16 protein-coding genes are annotated in these 16,154 nt (G+C 73.2%); 12 read left to right on the top strand and 4 right to left on the bottom strand.

The window, feature by feature from the left end; translation table 11 throughout:
- Nucleotides 1-18 precede the first annotated feature (18 nt).
- Genes ACIF8S_RS27105 through ACIF8S_RS27095 form a run of 3 tightly spaced genes read left to right on the top strand, consistent with a single transcriptional unit; the run spans nucleotide 19 to nucleotide 2,659 of the window.
- Nucleotides 19-846: a lysostaphin resistance A-like protein gene (locus tag ACIF8S_RS27105; RefSeq protein ID WP_400002441.1), complete on the top strand. Its 828-nt coding sequence runs from the start codon at nucleotides 19-21 to the stop codon at nucleotides 844-846.
- Nucleotides 843-2,000 (top strand): sensor histidine kinase, encoded by a 1,158-nt coding sequence (locus ACIF8S_RS27100; RefSeq protein ID WP_400002439.1) that lies wholly within the window; start codon nucleotides 843-845, stop codon nucleotides 1,998-2,000. Before ACIF8S_RS27105 ends, ACIF8S_RS27100 begins: the two co-directional genes overlap by 4 nt.
- Nucleotides 1,997-2,659: a response regulator gene (locus ACIF8S_RS27095; protein ID WP_400002437.1), complete on the top strand. Its 663-nt coding sequence runs from the start codon at nucleotides 1,997-1,999 to the stop codon at nucleotides 2,657-2,659. The genes ACIF8S_RS27100 and ACIF8S_RS27095 overlap by 4 nt, the downstream gene beginning before the upstream one ends.
- A gap of 178 nt (nucleotides 2,660-2,837) precedes the next feature.
- Here ACIF8S_RS27095 and ACIF8S_RS27090 read toward each other — a convergent pair whose 3' ends face one another.
- Nucleotides 2,838-3,662, bottom strand: a complete 825-nt coding sequence (locus tag ACIF8S_RS27090) for a hypothetical protein (protein ID WP_400002435.1) — start codon at nucleotides 3,660-3,662, stop codon at nucleotides 2,838-2,840.
- Nucleotides 3,652-4,167, bottom strand: coding sequence for a SigE family RNA polymerase sigma factor (locus ACIF8S_RS27085; protein WP_349791147.1), 516 nt, complete (start codon nucleotides 4,165-4,167; stop codon nucleotides 3,652-3,654). The genes ACIF8S_RS27090 and ACIF8S_RS27085 overlap by 11 nt, the downstream gene beginning before the upstream one ends.
- A 432-nt stretch (nucleotides 4,168-4,599) precedes the next feature.
- On the opposite strand from ACIF8S_RS27085, the gene ACIF8S_RS27080 reads away from it, so the two are divergent.
- Nucleotides 4,600-6,378, top strand: a complete 1,779-nt coding sequence (locus ACIF8S_RS27080; protein WP_400002433.1) for a beta-ketoacyl-[acyl-carrier-protein] synthase family protein — start codon at nucleotides 4,600-4,602, stop codon at nucleotides 6,376-6,378.
- Between the two features lie 316 nt (nucleotides 6,379-6,694).
- Here ACIF8S_RS27080 and ACIF8S_RS27075 read toward each other — a convergent pair whose 3' ends face one another.
- Nucleotides 6,695-7,723 (bottom strand): Ku protein, encoded by a 1,029-nt coding sequence (locus tag ACIF8S_RS27075; protein ID WP_400002431.1) that lies wholly within the window; start codon nucleotides 7,721-7,723, stop codon nucleotides 6,695-6,697.
- 64 nt (nucleotides 7,724-7,787) lie between these two features.
- On the opposite strand from ACIF8S_RS27075, the gene ligD reads away from it, so the two are divergent.
- On the top strand, nucleotides 7,788-8,669 hold the full coding sequence (gene ligD, locus ACIF8S_RS27070) for a non-homologous end-joining DNA ligase (RefSeq protein WP_400002429.1): 882 nt from the start codon (nucleotides 7,788-7,790) through the stop codon (nucleotides 8,667-8,669).
- 69 nt (nucleotides 8,670-8,738) lie between these two features.
- On the opposite strand, the gene ACIF8S_RS27065 is transcribed toward ligD, so the two are convergent.
- Nucleotides 8,739-9,542 carry an NERD domain-containing protein gene (locus ACIF8S_RS27065; protein WP_400002427.1) on the bottom strand — a complete coding sequence of 268 codons (804 nt, stop codon included), beginning with the start codon at nucleotides 9,540-9,542 and terminating at the stop codon, nucleotides 8,739-8,741.
- Nucleotides 9,543-9,641: 99 nt separating this feature from the next.
- On the opposite strand from ACIF8S_RS27065, the gene ACIF8S_RS27060 reads away from it, so the two are divergent.
- The 7 genes from ACIF8S_RS27060 (at nucleotide 9,642) to ACIF8S_RS27030 (ending at nucleotide 16,136) form a co-directional block, all read left to right on the top strand.
- Nucleotides 9,642-10,148: a dual specificity protein phosphatase family protein gene (locus ACIF8S_RS27060; protein ID WP_400002425.1), complete on the top strand. Its 507-nt coding sequence runs from the start codon at nucleotides 9,642-9,644 to the stop codon at nucleotides 10,146-10,148.
- 221 nt (nucleotides 10,149-10,369) lie between these two features.
- Nucleotides 10,370-10,903 carry an SH3 domain-containing protein gene (locus ACIF8S_RS27055; protein ID WP_400002423.1) on the top strand — a complete coding sequence of 178 codons (534 nt, stop codon included), beginning with the start codon at nucleotides 10,370-10,372 and terminating at the stop codon, nucleotides 10,901-10,903.
- Between the two features lie 43 nt (nucleotides 10,904-10,946).
- Nucleotides 10,947-12,308 (top strand): FtsW/RodA/SpoVE family cell cycle protein, encoded by a 1,362-nt coding sequence (locus ACIF8S_RS27050; protein ID WP_400002421.1) that lies wholly within the window; start codon nucleotides 10,947-10,949, stop codon nucleotides 12,306-12,308.
- Nucleotides 12,305-13,762 carry a penicillin-binding transpeptidase domain-containing protein gene (locus ACIF8S_RS27045; RefSeq protein WP_400002420.1) on the top strand — a complete coding sequence of 486 codons (1,458 nt, stop codon included), beginning with the start codon at nucleotides 12,305-12,307 and terminating at the stop codon, nucleotides 13,760-13,762. The genes ACIF8S_RS27050 and ACIF8S_RS27045 overlap by 4 nt, the downstream gene beginning before the upstream one ends.
- 78 nt (nucleotides 13,763-13,840) lie before the next feature.
- Entirely contained in the window at nucleotides 13,841-14,347 is a 507-nt protein-coding gene (locus ACIF8S_RS27040; protein ID WP_400002418.1) for a DUF3291 domain-containing protein, read from the top strand.
- Between the two features lie 72 nt (nucleotides 14,348-14,419).
- The gene (locus tag ACIF8S_RS27035) at nucleotides 14,420-15,358 is read left to right on the top strand and encodes a diiron oxygenase (protein ID WP_400002416.1); all 939 of its coding nucleotides are present in this window, start codon (nucleotides 14,420-14,422) and stop codon (nucleotides 15,356-15,358) included.
- Nucleotides 15,359-15,482: 124 nt separating this feature from the next.
- A complete protein-coding gene (locus tag ACIF8S_RS27030) occupies nucleotides 15,483-16,136 on the top strand; it encodes a TetR/AcrR family transcriptional regulator (RefSeq protein ID WP_400002415.1) in 654 nt (217 codons plus the stop codon).
- The last annotated feature ends 18 nt before the right edge of the window (nucleotides 16,137-16,154 follow it).

Here is a 16,154-nt window from a genome sequence, read left to right as displayed (position 1 = left end):
TCGTCGAGGAGCTGAGTCGTGCGCATCGTGTGGCAGGTGCTGGCCGTGGTGGTGGTGTCCCTGATCGGGGGACAGAGCGTCGCCGCCGCCGAGGACAATCCGTGGCTCACTCTCGGTCTCGGCCTGGTGACGGCGGTGCTGGCCGTATACGTCTACGCGTGGGTCGTGGGACGTACCGAGCGCCGGGCGGTCACCGAGGTGGCCCGGAAGGGCGCGGCGGGGGCGCTCTTCCGGGGGCTGCTGATCGGTGTGCTGGTCTTCGGGGCCGTGGTGGGGAACATCGCCTTCCTCGGGCACTACGAGGTGGACGGCTGGGGGTCCGCCACGGGCGCCGTAGGGCTGGCCGGGTTCATGGCCGCCGCCTCCGTCACGGAGGAACTCCTCTTCCGCGGCGTAGTGTTCAGGATCATGGAGGAGCGAGCCGGCACCTGGGCCGTGCTGATCGTGACCAGTGTGCTGTTCGGCGCGTGGCATCTGGCGAACCCGGACGCGAGCCTGTGGGGCGTGGCCGTCATCACGCTGTCGGCGGGACCCATGCTGGGCGCCGCGTACGTCGCCACCCGCAACCTGTGGGTGCCGATGGGGCTGCACTTCGGGTGGAACTACGCCGCGTCCGGCCTCTTCAGCACCGAGGTCTCCGGCAACGACACCCAGCAGGGCCTGCTGGACGCCTCCACGTCCGGGCCGACGCTGATCAGCGGCGGTGAGTTCGGCCCCGAGGGCAGCCTGTACACCCTGGTGTTCTGCCTGCTCGTCGCTGCCGGGTTCCTGTGGCTGGCCCGCCGGCGGGGCACGATGAAGGTCCGCCGCTCGAAGCGTGTCGACCCCGTGGTGCTCGCCCGGTGATTCGTCTGCGGGGGTTGCGGGAGGTCTGGGACCGGCTGCACGTCACGGTCCGGGACCTCCCGTTCGCCGTGCTGCTGTTCGCCACGGCGTTCGTCCCCGACTTCCACGGGAGCGGCACCGAGATCGGCACCACGGTGGACCGGCCGTTCGACGCGCTGGCCGTCGTGGCGATCGGTCTGCAGTGCCTTCCGCTCGCCCTGCGCCGCCGGTGGCCGTTGATCTGCGTGATTCTGGTGGCGGGCGGCTTCGCCCTCGACCAGCTGCGCGGCTACCACTCGGTCGCCGCGAGCGCGCTGCCGTTGGCACTGCTGAGCACGGGTGCCCATCTGGAGCGGTACCGGCGCACGGCGGTGGCCGGCCTGTCGCTGGCGTACGTCGCCCTGGTCGCCGAGTTCGTGCGGCGCGGGACGGAGGAGCCGGCGGCCGAGTTCGTGTCGTTCTACGTGGCCCTGTGTCTGCTGTGGGGCGGCGGGGTGTGGCTGCGCTCCACCCGGCTCGCCGAGGCGGAGCGGCGCCACCAGGTCGCGGAGCAGACCCGGGCGGCCGAACGGGCGCGCATCGCCCGCGAGTTGCACGACGTGGTGACCCACCACGTGACCGCGATGGTGGTCCAGGCGGAAGCGGCCCGGTACTTGACGGCCGCGCCCGACCGGCTCGACGAGACCCTGACTGCGGTCACCGACACCGGCCGCCGCGCCGTCGCCGACCTGCGGCATCTGCTCGACCTGCTCAACCCGGACCACGGTGTGGGCTCCCGCACCCCGCCCGTGGGCCGGCTGCTCACCCTGGTCGAGCAGACCCGCCGGGCCGGGCAGCCGGTGGAGTTCACGGAGAAGGGAACCCCGGCCGCGTCGACGGGGAGCGCCGATCTGGTGGCCTACCGGGTGGTGCAGGAGGCCCTCACCAACGCCCTCAAGTACGCTCACGGCCGACGTACTTCGGTTCTGGTGCAGCACAGCGGAAGGGACATCACCGTGGAGGTCGGCACGGACGGTCCCGGAACGGCGACCGGGGCCTCGCCGGGCGGCAGCGGGCGGGGGCTGGCCGGTCTGCGGGAGCGGGTGGACGTCCTGGGCGGCGAGTTCGACGCGGGACCGCGGCCCGGCGGGGGGTTCGCCGTACGGGCGCGGATACCCCAAGGGAGCGGCTCGTGAGTGGCACACCCGTCCGGGTGCTCGTGTGCGACGACCAGACGCTGGTGCGCACCGGGCTGGTGACGATCATCGGCGCGCAGCCCGACATGGAGGTGGCGGGCGAGTGCGCCGACGGCCGGGCCGCCGTCGACCTCGCCGCGAGGGTACGTCCGGACGTCGTCGTGATGGACGTCCGGATGCCGGTGCTCGACGGCATCGAGGCCACCCGGCTGCTGGCCGGCTCCGGGGTGCCGGACCCGGTGAAGGTGCTGGTGGTGACCACGTTCAACCTCGACGAGTACGTGTACGAGGCGCTGCGCGCCGGGGCGAGCGGTTTCCTGCTGAAGGACGCCCCGCCGGACCGGCTGCTGCTGGGCATCCGGACCGTGGCGTCGGGCGCGGCGCTGCTCGACCCGGAGGTCACCCGGCAGCTGGTGGGCCGGTACGCCTCCCGTATCCGGCCCAGCGAGGACGGCGCCCGGCGGATCCCGCTGACTCCACGCGAGCTGGAGGTGCTGCGGCTCATCGCGGACGGGCTGTCCAACAGCGAGATCGCGGCGGCGCTGGTGATCAGCCAGGAGACGGTGAAGACGTTCGTGTCGCGCATCCTGTCGAAACTGCAACTCCGGGACCGGGTGCAGGCGGTGGTGTACGCGTACCGGCGGGGGCTGGTGAGCTGACGCGCGGCCGCGCGGGTGGGGGGTCGGTCGGGCGGACCGGGGCCTGGGACGCGCTCGGGGTGCGCGCAACCGGCGCGGCTGAGGGAGCACACACCGGAACGTCCGGAAACCGCCGGGGCTTGGGGCAAGTATCTGCCGCACTCGGGCGCCGGCTCCACGCACGCGACGCGCCGAGGGGTCAGTCGTGGGCCTTCACCGAACCCCGACCGTCCGTACGGTCGCGGGAATCTGGCCCGAAGTCCGGTCGCCCCGCCGACCGGCTGCTGCCGATGTAGTCCGCCGATTGTGTGGGCGCGGGACGGGCCCCCATCGCCCCACCGTCACCGCCACCACCACCCGTCCCGGCCGTGGACGTCAGCTCGATCTCGTCGCCCGTCCGGACCCGGTCGTGGAACCACTCGGCGTCCGTCAGGCTCATGCCCACCCACCCCGTGGTGCCGGACAGGGCCCGCAGCAGCCGGGCGTCGAAGGAGAGGGGTCCGGCGTAGACGTGCTCGCCGCCGGGGGTGCGCAGCTGGACCAGGTAGGGGACCTTGACGCTCTGCACCGTGGTCCTGGTGGTCCGCAACGGCAGTACCCCGCCGTCGGTCCGGGCGGTCACGGTGAGCCGGGTGCCGGGCGGGAACCGGCCCGCGGCCCGTGTGTCGACGCGCAGGACACGGTCGGCGAGGGTGAGGGTGCGCAGGCCCAGGTCGAGCCGGCCGGCCGACGGGCGGGGCGCGCGGGAGGGAGCCGAGACGCTCGGGGACCGCGCGGCCGAGGGCGCGGCGGTCGGCGTGGTGCCGGGCAGGTGCCGTTTCCCGCCGGGGGGCTCGGTGTGCAGGGTGAGGGCCACCACCGTCACCGCGCAGGCCACCGTGGCGGCCGTACCGAGGGCGAGGGCGGCCCCGCGGCGGCGTGAGCGGCGCCGGGCGCGGTCCCTGACCTCCGCGGCGGCCAGGCGGGGCGGCCTTTCGTGCTGAGTGGCCAGTTCCCGCAGGGCACCGCGGAGTTCATCCGACACGGCCGCCCTCCTCCCAGGCCGGCTCCTCGGCCTCGTCCACCGCCAGGTGCCTGGCCAGTGCCGCCCGGCCGCGGGACAACCGGGCCTTGACCGTCCCCACCGGCGCGCCGGTCTCGGAGGCTACCTGCTCGACACTGAGGTCGCACAGATGGTGCAGCACGACCGCCATCCGCTGGGTCTCCGGGAGTTGGCGCAGCGCGGCTACCAGCGCGGTGCGGTCGGGTCCGGGACCGGGCGTCGCCTCCGGCGGCGGGGAGTGGCGCACCAGTTCCAGCCAGCGCTTGGCACGGCGCCAACGGCTCACCGCGAGGCGCATGGCGACGGTGCGCACCCACGCCTCCGGCGCCTCGTCGGCCAGCAGCCGGTGGCGCCGGTCCCAGGCGCGTACGAACGCCTCCTGCACCACGTCCTGGGCCTCGCCGAGGTCCCCGGTGAAGGCGAAGAGCTGGCCGGTCAGACGGGGGAAGGCGGCCGCGTAGAAAACGTCGAACTCGTCCTCGTCCATGCCCTCCACCGCAGTCTCGGATCACCGTCGTGGACCGTCCGCCACCGCCTCGCGGTCCGGCCCGGCAGGTCGCGCACATCGAAGCACGCCCGTCCGATAGGACGCCGAACAAGGGCGCCGGGATCAGTCGGTCCGCCGTGCCGGTGGGGCTGGACCCGGTGCGGGGCCGCGCGGGGTGTGACGTACGGCTCGTTCCGCCGGGCGGACAAGGCGGCCGGCCCGGGCTTCGTGACGTTTTCCACAGTGCCACTACGCCCTGGTAACTCTTCCCTCCCGTAGGCGTCTTGACGGATGTGTTCCGCATCACCCAGGTGGTAGAACCGCCCAAATCGGACATGGATCAGAGCCGCTCATGGCCACCGCGGAGTTCGTACAGAACACTCGGAACCTCCCGGAGTACGACAGTTCGGACCAAAGAGAGCATGCGCGGCCATGACCCACTCCCCCGAAACGCCTGAAGTACCGATACGTCCCTACGCGGTGACCGCCGCGGAGGTCGTCCCCGGCGACCTGTTCGCCCTGACGCCCGAGGACGCGGCGCGGCACCACTGGTACGTCGTCACGCACACGCTGCCCGTCTCCCCGGAGGTGATCCGGGTCACGCTGCGGCCGCCGCTCGGCGGGGTGGACCGCGAGGAGGAGCTGCGGCGCGAGCAGACGGTGACCGTCGCCGGGCGACGGCTGGACGTGGCCGCGGTGCCCCGGGTGAGCTCGCCCTCCCTGGACGGCGTGGAGTTCCGCGACGGCGACCGGCTGGTCGTCCTGCGCGCGGTGGATCCGCTGGCCGCCGAGGTGACGTACGTACGCCGCTTCGGTGCATGGCACCGGGACGCCGGCGAGGACTCCGGCGCGGGCGCGACCGACGCGGAGGTGCGGCGCTGGGCCGCCGGCGCCGACCGGGACGGGCAGGTCGTACGGCACGAGCCGCGTCCCGCGCGGACGGCGGAGGCGGCTGGGCCGCGCCGCGTGGTGGTCACCGGGCTCGGCGCCGTCACCCCGCTGGGCGTCGGCACCGGGGCGTTGTGGCAGGGGCTGCTCGAAGGGCGGCACGGCATACGGGAGTTGACGGGCGAGGGGTTCGACGGGCTGCCGGTGCGGATCGCCGGCACGGTGCCGGTCGACCCGGCCGGGCTGCTGCCCCGGCAGGCGGCGCGGCGGATGAACCGGGCCGCCCAGTTCGCGGTGCTGGCCGCGCGGGAGGCGTGGGCCGACGCCGGGTACGCCGACGGCGGCACCCGCGAGAGCGGGCTGGACCCGGAGCGGGTCGGGGTGAGCCTCGGCGCGATCCTCGGGGACGCGTCGGTGCTGGTCGGCGGGGACCGTCGGCTGCGGGAGCGGGGGGCGCGGGGCGTGTCCCCGCTCACCACGCCGATGACCGTGCCGTCGCAGGCGGCCTCGCAGGTGTCGCTCGACCTGCACATCACCGGGGAGGCACGCACGGTGACCAGCGCGTGCGCCTCGGGCACGGAGGCGATCGGGCAGGCCGTGGACCGGATCCGGTACGGCCGGGTGGACATCGCCCTCGCGGGCGGCGCCGAGGCGGTCGTCACGCCCGCGATCATGGCGTCGTTCGCGGCGATGCGGGCGCTGGCGGAGGGCGACCCGAACGCCGGATCGCCGTCACGGCCGTTCGCCAAGGACCGGGACGGGTTCGTGAACAGCGAGGGGGCGGGGGTGCTGGTGCTGGAGTCCGAGGAGCACGCGCGGGCCCGCGGGGCGCGGATCTACTGCGAGGCGGCCGGGTGGGGGCTGTCGGCGGACGCGCACCATGTGGCGGCCCCGGACCCGTCCGGCGACGGCATCGCGCTCGCGTTGCGGCGGGCGGTGCGGGACGCGGGTGGTGAGGTGGCGGACGTCGTCCATGTGAACGCCCATGCGACCGCCACGGTCGACGGGGATCTCGCGGAGGCGCGGGCCCTGCGGGGGGTGCTGGGCGGGCGGGATGTTCCGGTGACGGCGCCGAAGGGGAGCCTGGGGCATCTGCAGGGGGCCGCGGGTGGGGTCGAGGCGGTGGTCGCGGTGTTGACGCTGCGGCATGGGGTGGTGCCGGCGACGGTGGGGTGTGGGGAGGTGGACGACGGGGTCGGTCTGGACGTCGTCCGGGGCGCACCGCGCCCGCTGCCCGACACCGGTGACCTGGTCCTGAGCAACTCGTTCGGGTTCGGGGGGCACAACGCGGTGCTGGCGCTTCGGCGGGTGGGGGCGGCTTAGCGCCGGGCGTCTGTCGGGTGCCGCCCGTTGGTGTGGGCCGGGGGGTGTTCGCGCAGCCCGGCGCTTGCGGGGTGCCGCCGCGCCCACCCTCCCCCATCGCCCCAGCGGCACGACTGCCCGCGGCTGAGCGCTGCTGTGGTCGCGAACGGCGGGGAGGGGACGGGGTGGGGGTGGGCGCCCGCAGCGGCTGGCGCGTCCGCGCCCCGCACCACAAAGCAAGCCTCATCGCGCCAGACCGAGGACGACCGCCCCCACCCCGGCCCCGCGCCACCCACCCACCGCAGGCGCGACCCGCACTCCCACCAACCCAGACGGATCAGGCCGACCGTTTGCGGGACGTCGTCTTCTTGGCCGGCGTCTTCTTCGCGGGCGTCTTCTTCGCCGTCTTCGACGTCGCCTTCTTCTCGGCCTGCGAGCTCTTCGCCGTCTTCGACGTCGACTTCCGAGGCGACGACGCCGTCTTCTTCTTCGCCGTCGACGTCGACTTCTTCCCGCCCGTCTCCTTCGGCGACGAACGCGACGTCTCGCGCTGCGGGAGGTGCTTGACCTCGGCGTCCTCACCACGGGACTCCTTGGCCGCCCGGACGCTGTTCTCCAGGGCCGCCATCAGGTCCAGCACCTTGCCGCCGCGCTCCGGAGCGGCCACCTCCGGCGGGGCCTCGCCGGCCGCCTTCGCGGCGACGACCTCCTCCACCGCCTCGCGGTACTCGTCGTGCAGGTCCTCCAGATCGACCTCACCCAGCGTGTCCATCAGCGCGTCCGCGAGATCCAGCTCCTTGTCGCGCACGGTGACGTCCGTGTCCGGCGCGACCCCCTCGGGGGCGCGGACCTCGTCCGGCCACAGCAGCCCGTGCATGGCGATCGCGTCGCCGACCACGCGCAGCATGCCCAGCCGCTCCCGCCCGCGCAGGGCGTACTTCGTGATGGCCACCTTCTTGCTCCGCTTCAGCGCCTCCCGGAGCAGCGTGTACGGCTTCGCGGCGGGCGCGCCGCCCGCCGCGAGGTAGTACGCGGCGTCCATCTGGAGCGGGTCGATACGGTCCTCGGGCACGAAGGCGACGATCTCGATCGTCTTGGCGGTCGGGAGCGGCAGCCCCGCCAGGTCCTCGTCGGTGATCGGGATGATCGAGCCGTCCGAGTCCTCGTAGCCCTTGCCGATCTCCTGGCCCGTGACCTCGCGGTCCTCCAGCTCGCAGAACTTCCGGTAACGGATCCGGCCGCCGTCCTCCGTGTGGATCTGGCGGAAGGAGATCGAGTGGTTCTCGGTGGCGTTCACCAGCTTGATCGGGATGCTGACCAGCCCGAACGAGATCGCGCCGTTCCAGATGGACCTCACGTGCAGCACCTCTCCGGTCGTCTGCCGATCAGTGTCGGAGCATTTGTCACAGTTTGCGTGAGATTCTCATCGTATGGCTCCCATCACCGAGGTGGAGGGGCGACGGCTCCCGCTCAGCAATCTGGAGAAGGTGCTGTATCCCGCCACCGGCTTCACCAAGGCGGAGGTACTGCACTACTACGCCACCGTCGCCGCCGTGCTGCTGCCGCATCTGCGGGAGCGGCCGGTGTCCTTCCTGCGCTATCCGGACGGGCCCGACGGCCAGGTGTTCTTCACCAAGAACGTGCCGCCGGGTACGCCCGACTGGGTCACCACCGCCGAGGTGCCGAGGTCCGAGGGCCCGGCCCGGATGGTGCTGGTGGAGGACCTGCCGAGCCTGATGTGGGCGGCGAACCTGGTCGCGGAGTTCCACACCCACCAGTGGCGCATCACCGACCCCGGACAGGCGGACCGCATCGTGTTCGACCTGGACCCGGGGGCGCCCGCGACCGTGGTGCACTGCTGCGAGGTGGCCCTGTGGCTGCGGGAGCGACTCGCACAGGACGGCATCGAGGCGTACGCGAAGACGTCCGGGTCGAAGGGGCTGCATCTGCTCGCGGCGGTACGCGGGGCCTCGTCCGAACAGGTGTCCGACTATGCGAAGGCGCTGGCCGTCGAGGCGGAGCGGGCGATGCCCCGGCTGGTGCTGCACCAGATGAAACGCAGCCTGCGCCCGGGGAAGGTCTTCGTCGACTGGAGCCAGAACGCGGCCCGCAAGACCACGGCCACCCCGTACACCCTGCGGGCGCGGGCCGAACCGCTGGTGTCGGCGCCGGTGACCTGGGAGGAGGTCGAGGAGTGCCGCTCGCCGGACCGGATGGCTCTGCTCGCCCCGGACATCCCCCCGCGGCTCCAGGACCACGGCGACCTGCTGGCCCCCCTGCTGGAGCCCGGCCACGCGGGCACCCTGCCCTGACCGGCGCTCACCCGGAACGCGCCGCACCGCCTGCCTGGAACAGCACCGGCCCCCACCGCACCCGACACCTCACACCCGCGACCACGTGTGCCGGTCACGGGCCACCGCGTACAGCGCCTCGACGTCCGCCGGCTTCAGCACCCCTCTCCCGCGGGCCAGACCCGGCACGTCCGCGTCCGTCAGGACGCGGACCCCGCGCGGCGGACCGGTGACCGTCACCCGCCGGGCACCGACCAGCACCAGCACCGGGCGTACCTCGGCCGTCAGGGCGTGGGCGGCCCGGTCGGCGTCGGCGCGAACCCGGTGCAGCAGGGGTTCGGTGGCACGGCGGCCGAAGCCCACCAGGGGGTCGGCGACGGTCACGCGCCGCCTGTCGGCGTACAGCGTGTGCAGGGCGTACAGCCCGCCGGGGCCGATCAGCAGGTGGTGGACGCGGTGGCCGCCGGGGAGCGGCAGTGAGTGCAGGACGTGAAAGCCGGAGCCGTCCATGTGGTCCAGGGCGTCCCCCACCGTCCGCTGTGCGGCGAGTTCCCGGCGGCGTCGGTCGGAACGCAGGCGGCGGGACGGGCCGGGGTCACGGTCGAGGGCGACCAGCAGGGCCTCGCCGGGACGGTTCGGGGCGAGGTCGTCGTCGGGGTGCAGGGCGAGCCGGGTCAGGTCGGCGGAGGTGGGGACCGGGGGCGCGCCGACGGTGACCGGACCGGTGAGGAACGGGCTCAGGGCGGTGAGCGCCTCCTCCTCGTACTCCTCGCCGAGCAGGTTCACGCGTGCGGCCTCACGGTCGTACCAGGCGATGGTGTGTCCGTCCGGGAGGCAGACGTACAGCCGGTCCCTGCCGTGCCGGCGGGTCGGCACGACGCGCGGTCGGTCCATGCGCCATCACCCCGCATCCATGGGACCAGGCGGGGTGCTGCCGGGGCAAGAAGCCGGATACCTTGGACTGGAGTTGGGCGTGAGGGTGGGAGGACGCCGTTGCGTACCCGCGGGAGTCAACCCGACGTACCGGCCCCGGACAGCCCGTGGGACGAGATCGTGCCCGGCCTGTGGATGGGCGGGCACCAGGTCCGCGCGCCGGACGGGCGGCTGGAGTCCGTGGTGGTGGACCGGCAGTTCGACCTCGTGCAGACCCTGCTGCGGCTACCAGGGCACGGGCCGGACACCGAGGTGGAGCACCACGTGTGGCCGATCCCGGACGGACCGCTGGACGGCACCCAGCTGGCGGGTGTGATCCGGCTGGCCGAGGCGGCGTGCGAGGCGCTGGACGCCGGGCGCACGGTCCTGGTCCGCTGCTTCCACGGCTACAACCGCTCGGGGCTGGTCGTCGCGCACGCGCTGATGCGGCGGGGCCGGACGGCCGAGGCGGCGATCCGGCTGATCCGCTCCCGACGCTCTCCCTGGGCGCTGCACAACGACCTGTTCGTCGACTACCTGCGGGCCGGGCTGACCACCGCCCGGCTGCTCGAGGAGCTGACGGACTGACCGGCACCGGGGCGAAGTGACCGCACCGGAGCGGAGTAACCAGCACCGGGGCGGAGTGGCCGGCACCGGGGCGGCGCGTCCGGGGTGCTGCGGGGCCGGGCGACCCGGAGGGCGGAGCGCCGTCCCCGATGGCGCAGCAGGGCGGGCGGGCGCCAGGGGGCGCTCCTAATGTGGCGACAAGTCACCTTCGACCTGTTGTCTCCCCCCATGGAGGTACTGCCATGTCACCGCGTCCCCCGCTCACCCGCCGTCTGCCCATAGCGCTCGCCGCCGGGGCCCTCGCGGTCGCGACCGCCGTCACACCCGCCCTCGCCGCCGACGACCCCGGCCAGAGCAACCAGAACAACCAGGGCAACTGGAGCCAGCAGAGCGGCAACGGCAACAGCAACAACAGCGGCTCGGGCTCCCACCAGCAGAGCGGCAACCAGCAGGGCGGCAACAGCCAGCAGTCCGGTGGGAACCAGCAGAGCGGCGGCAACGGCGACTGGGGCAACCAGGCCGGCGGCAACCACGGCGACCAGGGCCAGTACCGCGGTGTCGTGACCACGCAGAAGCTGGCCCTGCGCAGCGCGCCCAACCGCGGTTCGCAGGTCATCCGGTACGCCCACAAGGGCGAGGTCGTCTCGATCTTCTGCAAGGTCCCCGGCGACAAGGTGGACGGCAACCCGCTCTGGTACCTCCTCACGGACGGCACCTGGGCCTGGGGTCCCGCCCGGCACATCGACAACATCGGTCCCGCGCCACGCTGGTGCTGATGAGCACACCACGCGAAGCGTCACATCTGGGTAAGTTCCGGACATGAGCAAGGCCGGCATCACCCTGGCGACGGCGGATCCGCCCGCACCCACCGTCCCTCTCACCGGGCGCCGCGGCGTGGAACTCGCCCTCATCGTCCTGGCCGTCGGGCTGTCGGTGTACGGCTACTGCGCCGTCGGCCTCGCCAGGAACGGCACCGTCCCGCCCGGCGCCGCCGGTTACGGCGCCGGGCTCGGTGTGCTCGCCCTGCTGGCGCATCTGGCGGTGCGCTGGCGCGCCCCGCTGGCGGACCCGCTGCCGCTGCCGATCGGGGTCCTGCTCAACGGCCTGGGCCTGGTGCTGATCTACCGGCTCGACCTGGAGGCACCCGGCGACCGGGGCGCCCCCACCCAGCTGATCTGGTCGACGCTGGGGGTGGCGCTGTTCATCGCGGTGATCCTGGTGCTCCGCGACCACCGGGTGCTCCAGCGCTACACCTACCTGTGCGTCACCGTCGCGCTGGTCCTGCTGACGGTGCCGATCCTCTTCCCCGCGGTGAACGGGGCGCGGATCTGGATCCGGGTGGCCGGGTTCTCCATCCAGCCGGGCGAGTTCGCCAAGGTGCTGCTGGCGGTGTTCTTCGCCGCGTACCTCGCCGCGAACCGCGGCGCCCTGACCTACGCGGGCCGCCGCGTCTGGGGGATGCAGGTGCCCACCGGGCGGGTGCTCGGACCGATCGTCGCCGTGTGGCTGGTCAGCGTGGGTGTGCTGGTCCTGGAGCGGGACCTCGGCACCTCGCTGCTGTTCTTCGGCCTGTTCGTGGTCCTGCTGTACGTCGCCACCGGCCGCACCGGCTGGATCGCCCTGGGCCTGCTGCTGGCGTCGCTCGGCGCGGTGGCGGTGGGGCGGCTGGAGCCGCACGTGCACCACCGGATCGAGACCTGGCTGCACCCGTTCGCCTCCATCGAGGCCGGTGAGGGTCCCAACCAGATCGCGCAGTCGTTGTTCGCCTTCGCGGAGGGCGGCATCCTCGGCTCCGGACTGGGGCTCGGGCACTCCGTGCTGATCGGCTTCGCGGTCAAGTCCGACTTCATCCTGGCGACGGCCGGCGAGGAGCTGGGCCTGGCCGGGCTGTCCGCGATCTTCCTGCTGTACGGGCTGCTGGTGGAGCGCGGCTACCGGGCGGGGCTGGCGCTGCGGGACCCGTTCGGCCGGCTGCTCGCCGTGGGCCTCGCCTCGCTGGTGGCGTTGCAGGTGTTCGTGATCGCGGGCGGCGTGACCGGCCTGATCCCGCTGACCGGGATGGCCATGCCGTTCCTGGCGCAGGGCGGTTCGTCGGTGGTGACGAACTGGGCGATCGTGGCGCTGCTGGTCCGGCTGAGCGACAGCGCGCGGCGGCAGTCCGGCGGGGGTGCGCCCCGGTGACCCGGCACATCCGGCACGCCGCGCTGTTCTGCGCGCTGCTGCTGGTCGCCCTGCTGGTCAACGCGGCCCGGGTGCAGGTGCTGCACGCCGAGGACTACGAGGCCAATCCGGCCAACCGCCGTGCCGCGATCGTGCGGTACCAGCAGCCGCGCGGCGACATCTGGGTCGGCGGCCGGCCGGTCACCGGGTCCCGGGACACCGGGGAGCATCTGCGCTACGAACGGACGTACAGCGACGGGCCGTTGTACGCGCCGGTGACGGGCTTCGCCTCGCAGGAGTACGGCACGACGCTGCTGGAGGACACCGAGGACGGGGTGCTGTCCGGCGCCGCCCCGATGCTCGCGCCGCTGCCGCTGTGGAACGAGTTCACCCGCTCCCGCAGCGCGGGCGGTGACGTGCTGACCACCATCGACCCGCGGGCGCAGAAGGCGGCGTTCGACGGCCTGCGGGGGCGCAAGGGCGCGGTGGCGGCGGTGGAGCCGTCGACCGGGCGGATCCTGGCGCTGGTGTCGGTGCCGTCGTACGACCCCGAGCCGCTGTCCGGGAACGGCAGGACGGCGCGGGAGGCCTGGGCGCGGCTGAACGCCGACCCGGACCGGCCGATGCTGAACCGGGCGGTGCAGCGGACCTACCCCCCGGGGTCGACGTTCAAGGTGGTCACCGCGGCGGCGGTGCTGGACGCGGGCACGGTGAAGAACCTCGACAGGCCGACCCGCTCCCCCGACCCGTACCTCCTGCCGGGGACGACGACCCGGCTGGTCAACGGCTCCGGCGACTGTGAGGACGCCACGCTGCGTGAGGCGTTCGTGTGGTCCTGCAACACGGTGTTCGCCCAGCTCGGGGCGTCCGCCGGGGTGGCGCGGATGCGGGAGACGGCCGAGGGTTTCGGCTTCAACGACCCGGAGCTGCGCATCCCGTTCCGGGTGGCGCCCAGCACCTTCGACACCACGGTGGACGCGGCGCAGCTCGCGCTGTCGTCGATCGGGCAGTACAACACGCGGGCCACGCCGCTGCAGATGGCGATGGTCGCGGCGGCCGTGGCGAGCGGCGGGCAGGTGCGCGAGCCGTACCTGGTGGAGCGGACCACGCGGGCGGGCGGCGGCACGGTGGCGGCGGCCGGGTCGCGGTCGGTGCGGCGGGCCATGCTGCCGGCGACGGCGGCGCACATCCGGGAGCTGATGCGCGGTGTCGTGGAGGACGGCACCGGCAAGAAGGCGGCGATCCCCGGTGCCGTGGTCGGCGGGAAGACCGGCACCGCCCAGCACGGGCTGGGCAACTCGGGGACACCGTACGCCTGGTTCATCTCCTGGGCGCAGCGCGAGGACGAGCTGGAGCCGAAGGTGGCGGTGGCCGTGGTGGTGGAGGACGCCGAGGGCAGCCGGCGGGAGATCAGCGGGGGCGGGACGGCGGCGCCGGTCGCCCGCGCCGTGATGGAGGCGGTGCTGAAGAAGTAGGCGAACTACGGTTCACGGCGGCCCAGTTGTTGAGACGGGGGTGCCGATTCCGGCGCGTCCCGACCTAACGTTCGGTCCATGACCGAGACCGCGTACGAACTCGCCCAGGTGAACATCGCCCGGCTCAAGGCACCTCTGGACACTCCTCTGCTGAAGGACTTCGTCGATCAGCTCGACCCGGTCAACGCGGACGCGGACGCCGCCGACGGCTTCGTGTGGCGGCTCCAGGACGAGGAGGGCGACGCCACGGCCATTCCCGTCTTCGACGACCCGTGGCTGATCGTCAACCTGTCGGTGTGGCGCGACGCGGACGCCCTGACGGCGTTCATGTACCAGGGCCGCCACCGGGAGATGCTGGCCCGGCGCAGGGAGTGGTTCGAGCGCGTCCGGGAGGCGATGACCGCCTTGTGGTGGGTGCCGAAGGGGCATCGTCCGTCCGTGGCGGAGGCCGAGTCCCGTCTGCTGCGCCTGCGCACCCACGGCCCGACGCCGTACGCCTTCACCCTGCGCACGTCCTTCCCGCCCGGCGAGGGCCCGCACGCGCCGGGCTCACCGCTCGTCGACAAGTCGTGCGTGAGGGATTGACGGGCTTGCTGACAGGCAGTCTCATAAAGGTGACCTGCCGGTAACCCGAGACGCCTCCGAGGTGGAACCGTCATGACGACCCTGTCGGAAACCGACGCGCTCGACGGCCTGCGGGACGCGCTCGGGCAGCTGAAGGACCGCGAGCAGGTGGCCCGGCGGCTGCTGGAGTCCTCCGCGAAGCACTCCTTCGACCCGGACAAGGAGCTGGACTGGGACGCCCCCTTCGAGGAGGGCAAGTGGTTCTGGCCGCCGGAGCTGGTCTCGCTGTACGGCACCCCGATGTGGCGGCGGATGAGCGAGGAGCAGCGCATCCTGCTCTCCCGGCACGAGGCGGCCGCGCTCGCCTCGCTCGGCATCTGGTTCGAGCTGATCCTGATGCAGCTGCTGGTCCGCCACATCTACGACAAGTCCGCGACCAGCGCCCATGTGCGGTACGCCCTCACCGAGATCGAGGACGAGTGCCGTCACTCGAAGATGTTCGCCCGGGTGATCGAGCAGAGCGGCACCCCCTGGTACCCGGTGAGCCGGATCCACCACAACCTGGGCCGGCTGTTCAAGACGGTCTCCACCACCCCCGGCTCGTTCACCGCGACCCTCCTCGGCGAGGAGGTGCTGGACTGGATGCAGCGGCTGACCTTCCCGGACGAGCGGGTGCAGCCCCTGATCCGGGGCGTCACGCGGATCCACGTGGTCGAGGAGGCGCGGCACGTCCGGTACGCCCGTGAGGAGCTGCGGCGGCAGATGATGACGGCGCCGCGGTGGTCCCAGGAGTTCACCCGCGTCTCCTCGGGCGAGTTCGCCCGGGTGTTCTCGGTGGCGTTCGTGAACCCGGAGGTCTACACGAACGTCGGCCTGGACCGGCGCGAGGCGGTCGCCCAGGTCAAGGCGAGCGGGCACCGGCGGGACGTGATGCAGCAGGGGGCGAAGAAGCTCACGGACTTCCTGGACGACATCGGCGTGCTGCGCGGTGCGGGCCGCCGGCTGTGGCGGTCCTCGGGCCTGCTGGCGTAGGCCGCCGGGGCCTGCGGACGGGGCCACCGCCGCCGAACTCCGGCCCGGTCCGGTGCGTTCCGGGGGTCGGACTTCGGCCTGGCGGGGCGGGCGGGCGACGCGGAGGGGCGGTTACGCTGCGGACATGACCTCGCAGGCCCCCACCCCCGCCTACCGGCGCCTCAGTGTCGAGGAGCGCCGCAGCCAGCTGCTGGAGGCCGCGCTGTCCCTGTTCGCCCACCGCGCCCCGGAGGATGTGTCCCTGGACGACGTGGCGGAGGCGGCCGGAGTGTCCCGGCCGCTGGTCTACCGCTACTTCCCGGGCGGCAAGCAGCAGCTCTACGAGGCGTCCCTGAAGTCCGCCGCCGACGAACTGCGGGACTGCTTCGACGAGCCGCACGTGGGGCCACTGCTCCCCCGGCTGACCCGGGCCGTGGAGCGCTACCTCGCCTTCGTCGGCCGGCACGACACCGGCTTCAGCGCGCTGCTCCAGGGCGGCAGCGTGGTGGAGACCTCCCGCACCACCGCGATAGTGGACGGGGTGCGCCGGGCCGCCGCGGAGCACATTCTCAGCCATCTCGACGTCACCGATCCGGGACCACGGCTGCGGATGACCATCCGGATGTGGATCACCGCGGTGGAGGCCGCCTCCCTGATCTGGCTCGACGAGGACAAGCAGCCGCCCTCGGAGGAGCTGCGGGACTGGCTGGTGGAGCAGTTCGTGGCGGTGCTTACGGTCACCGCGCGACGCGACGCGCAGACCGACGCGCTGGTGCGGGCGCTGGCCGCGGAGCTGTGACCCGCGGCCGATGGCCGA

It is taken from the genome of Streptomyces sp. NPDC085937, from assembly GCF_044540535.1.
Taxonomy (GTDB): domain Bacteria; phylum Actinomycetota; class Actinomycetes; order Streptomycetales; family Streptomycetaceae; genus Streptomyces.
Note: the sequence above shows the minus strand (reverse complement) of the source record. Positions and strands in the feature narration are given on the sequence as shown.

Excerpts from the sequence above, each read along its gene's own strand:
- ACIF8S_RS27085 (WP_349791147.1), bottom strand. The coding sequence starts at position 4,167 with ATGGACGAGGACGAGTTCGACGTTTTCTACGCGGCCGCCTTCCCCCGT.
- ACIF8S_RS27080 (WP_400002433.1), top strand. The coding sequence starts at position 4,600 with ATGACCCACTCCCCCGAAACGCCTGAAGTACCGATACGTCCCTACGCG.
- ligD (WP_400002429.1), top strand. The coding sequence starts at position 7,788 with ATGGCTCCCATCACCGAGGTGGAGGGGCGACGGCTCCCGCTCAGCAAT.
- ACIF8S_RS27065 (WP_400002427.1), bottom strand. The coding sequence starts at position 9,542 with ATGGACCGACCGCGCGTCGTGCCGACCCGCCGGCACGGCAGGGACCGG.
- ACIF8S_RS27055 (WP_400002423.1), top strand. The coding sequence starts at position 10,370 with ATGTCACCGCGTCCCCCGCTCACCCGCCGTCTGCCCATAGCGCTCGCC.
- ACIF8S_RS27050 (WP_400002421.1), top strand. The coding sequence starts at position 10,947 with ATGAGCAAGGCCGGCATCACCCTGGCGACGGCGGATCCGCCCGCACCC.
- ACIF8S_RS27040 (WP_400002418.1), top strand. The coding sequence starts at position 13,841 with ATGACCGAGACCGCGTACGAACTCGCCCAGGTGAACATCGCCCGGCTC.
- ACIF8S_RS27035 (WP_400002416.1), top strand. The coding sequence starts at position 14,420 with ATGACGACCCTGTCGGAAACCGACGCGCTCGACGGCCTGCGGGACGCG.
- ACIF8S_RS27030 (WP_400002415.1), top strand. The coding sequence starts at position 15,483 with ATGACCTCGCAGGCCCCCACCCCCGCCTACCGGCGCCTCAGTGTCGAG.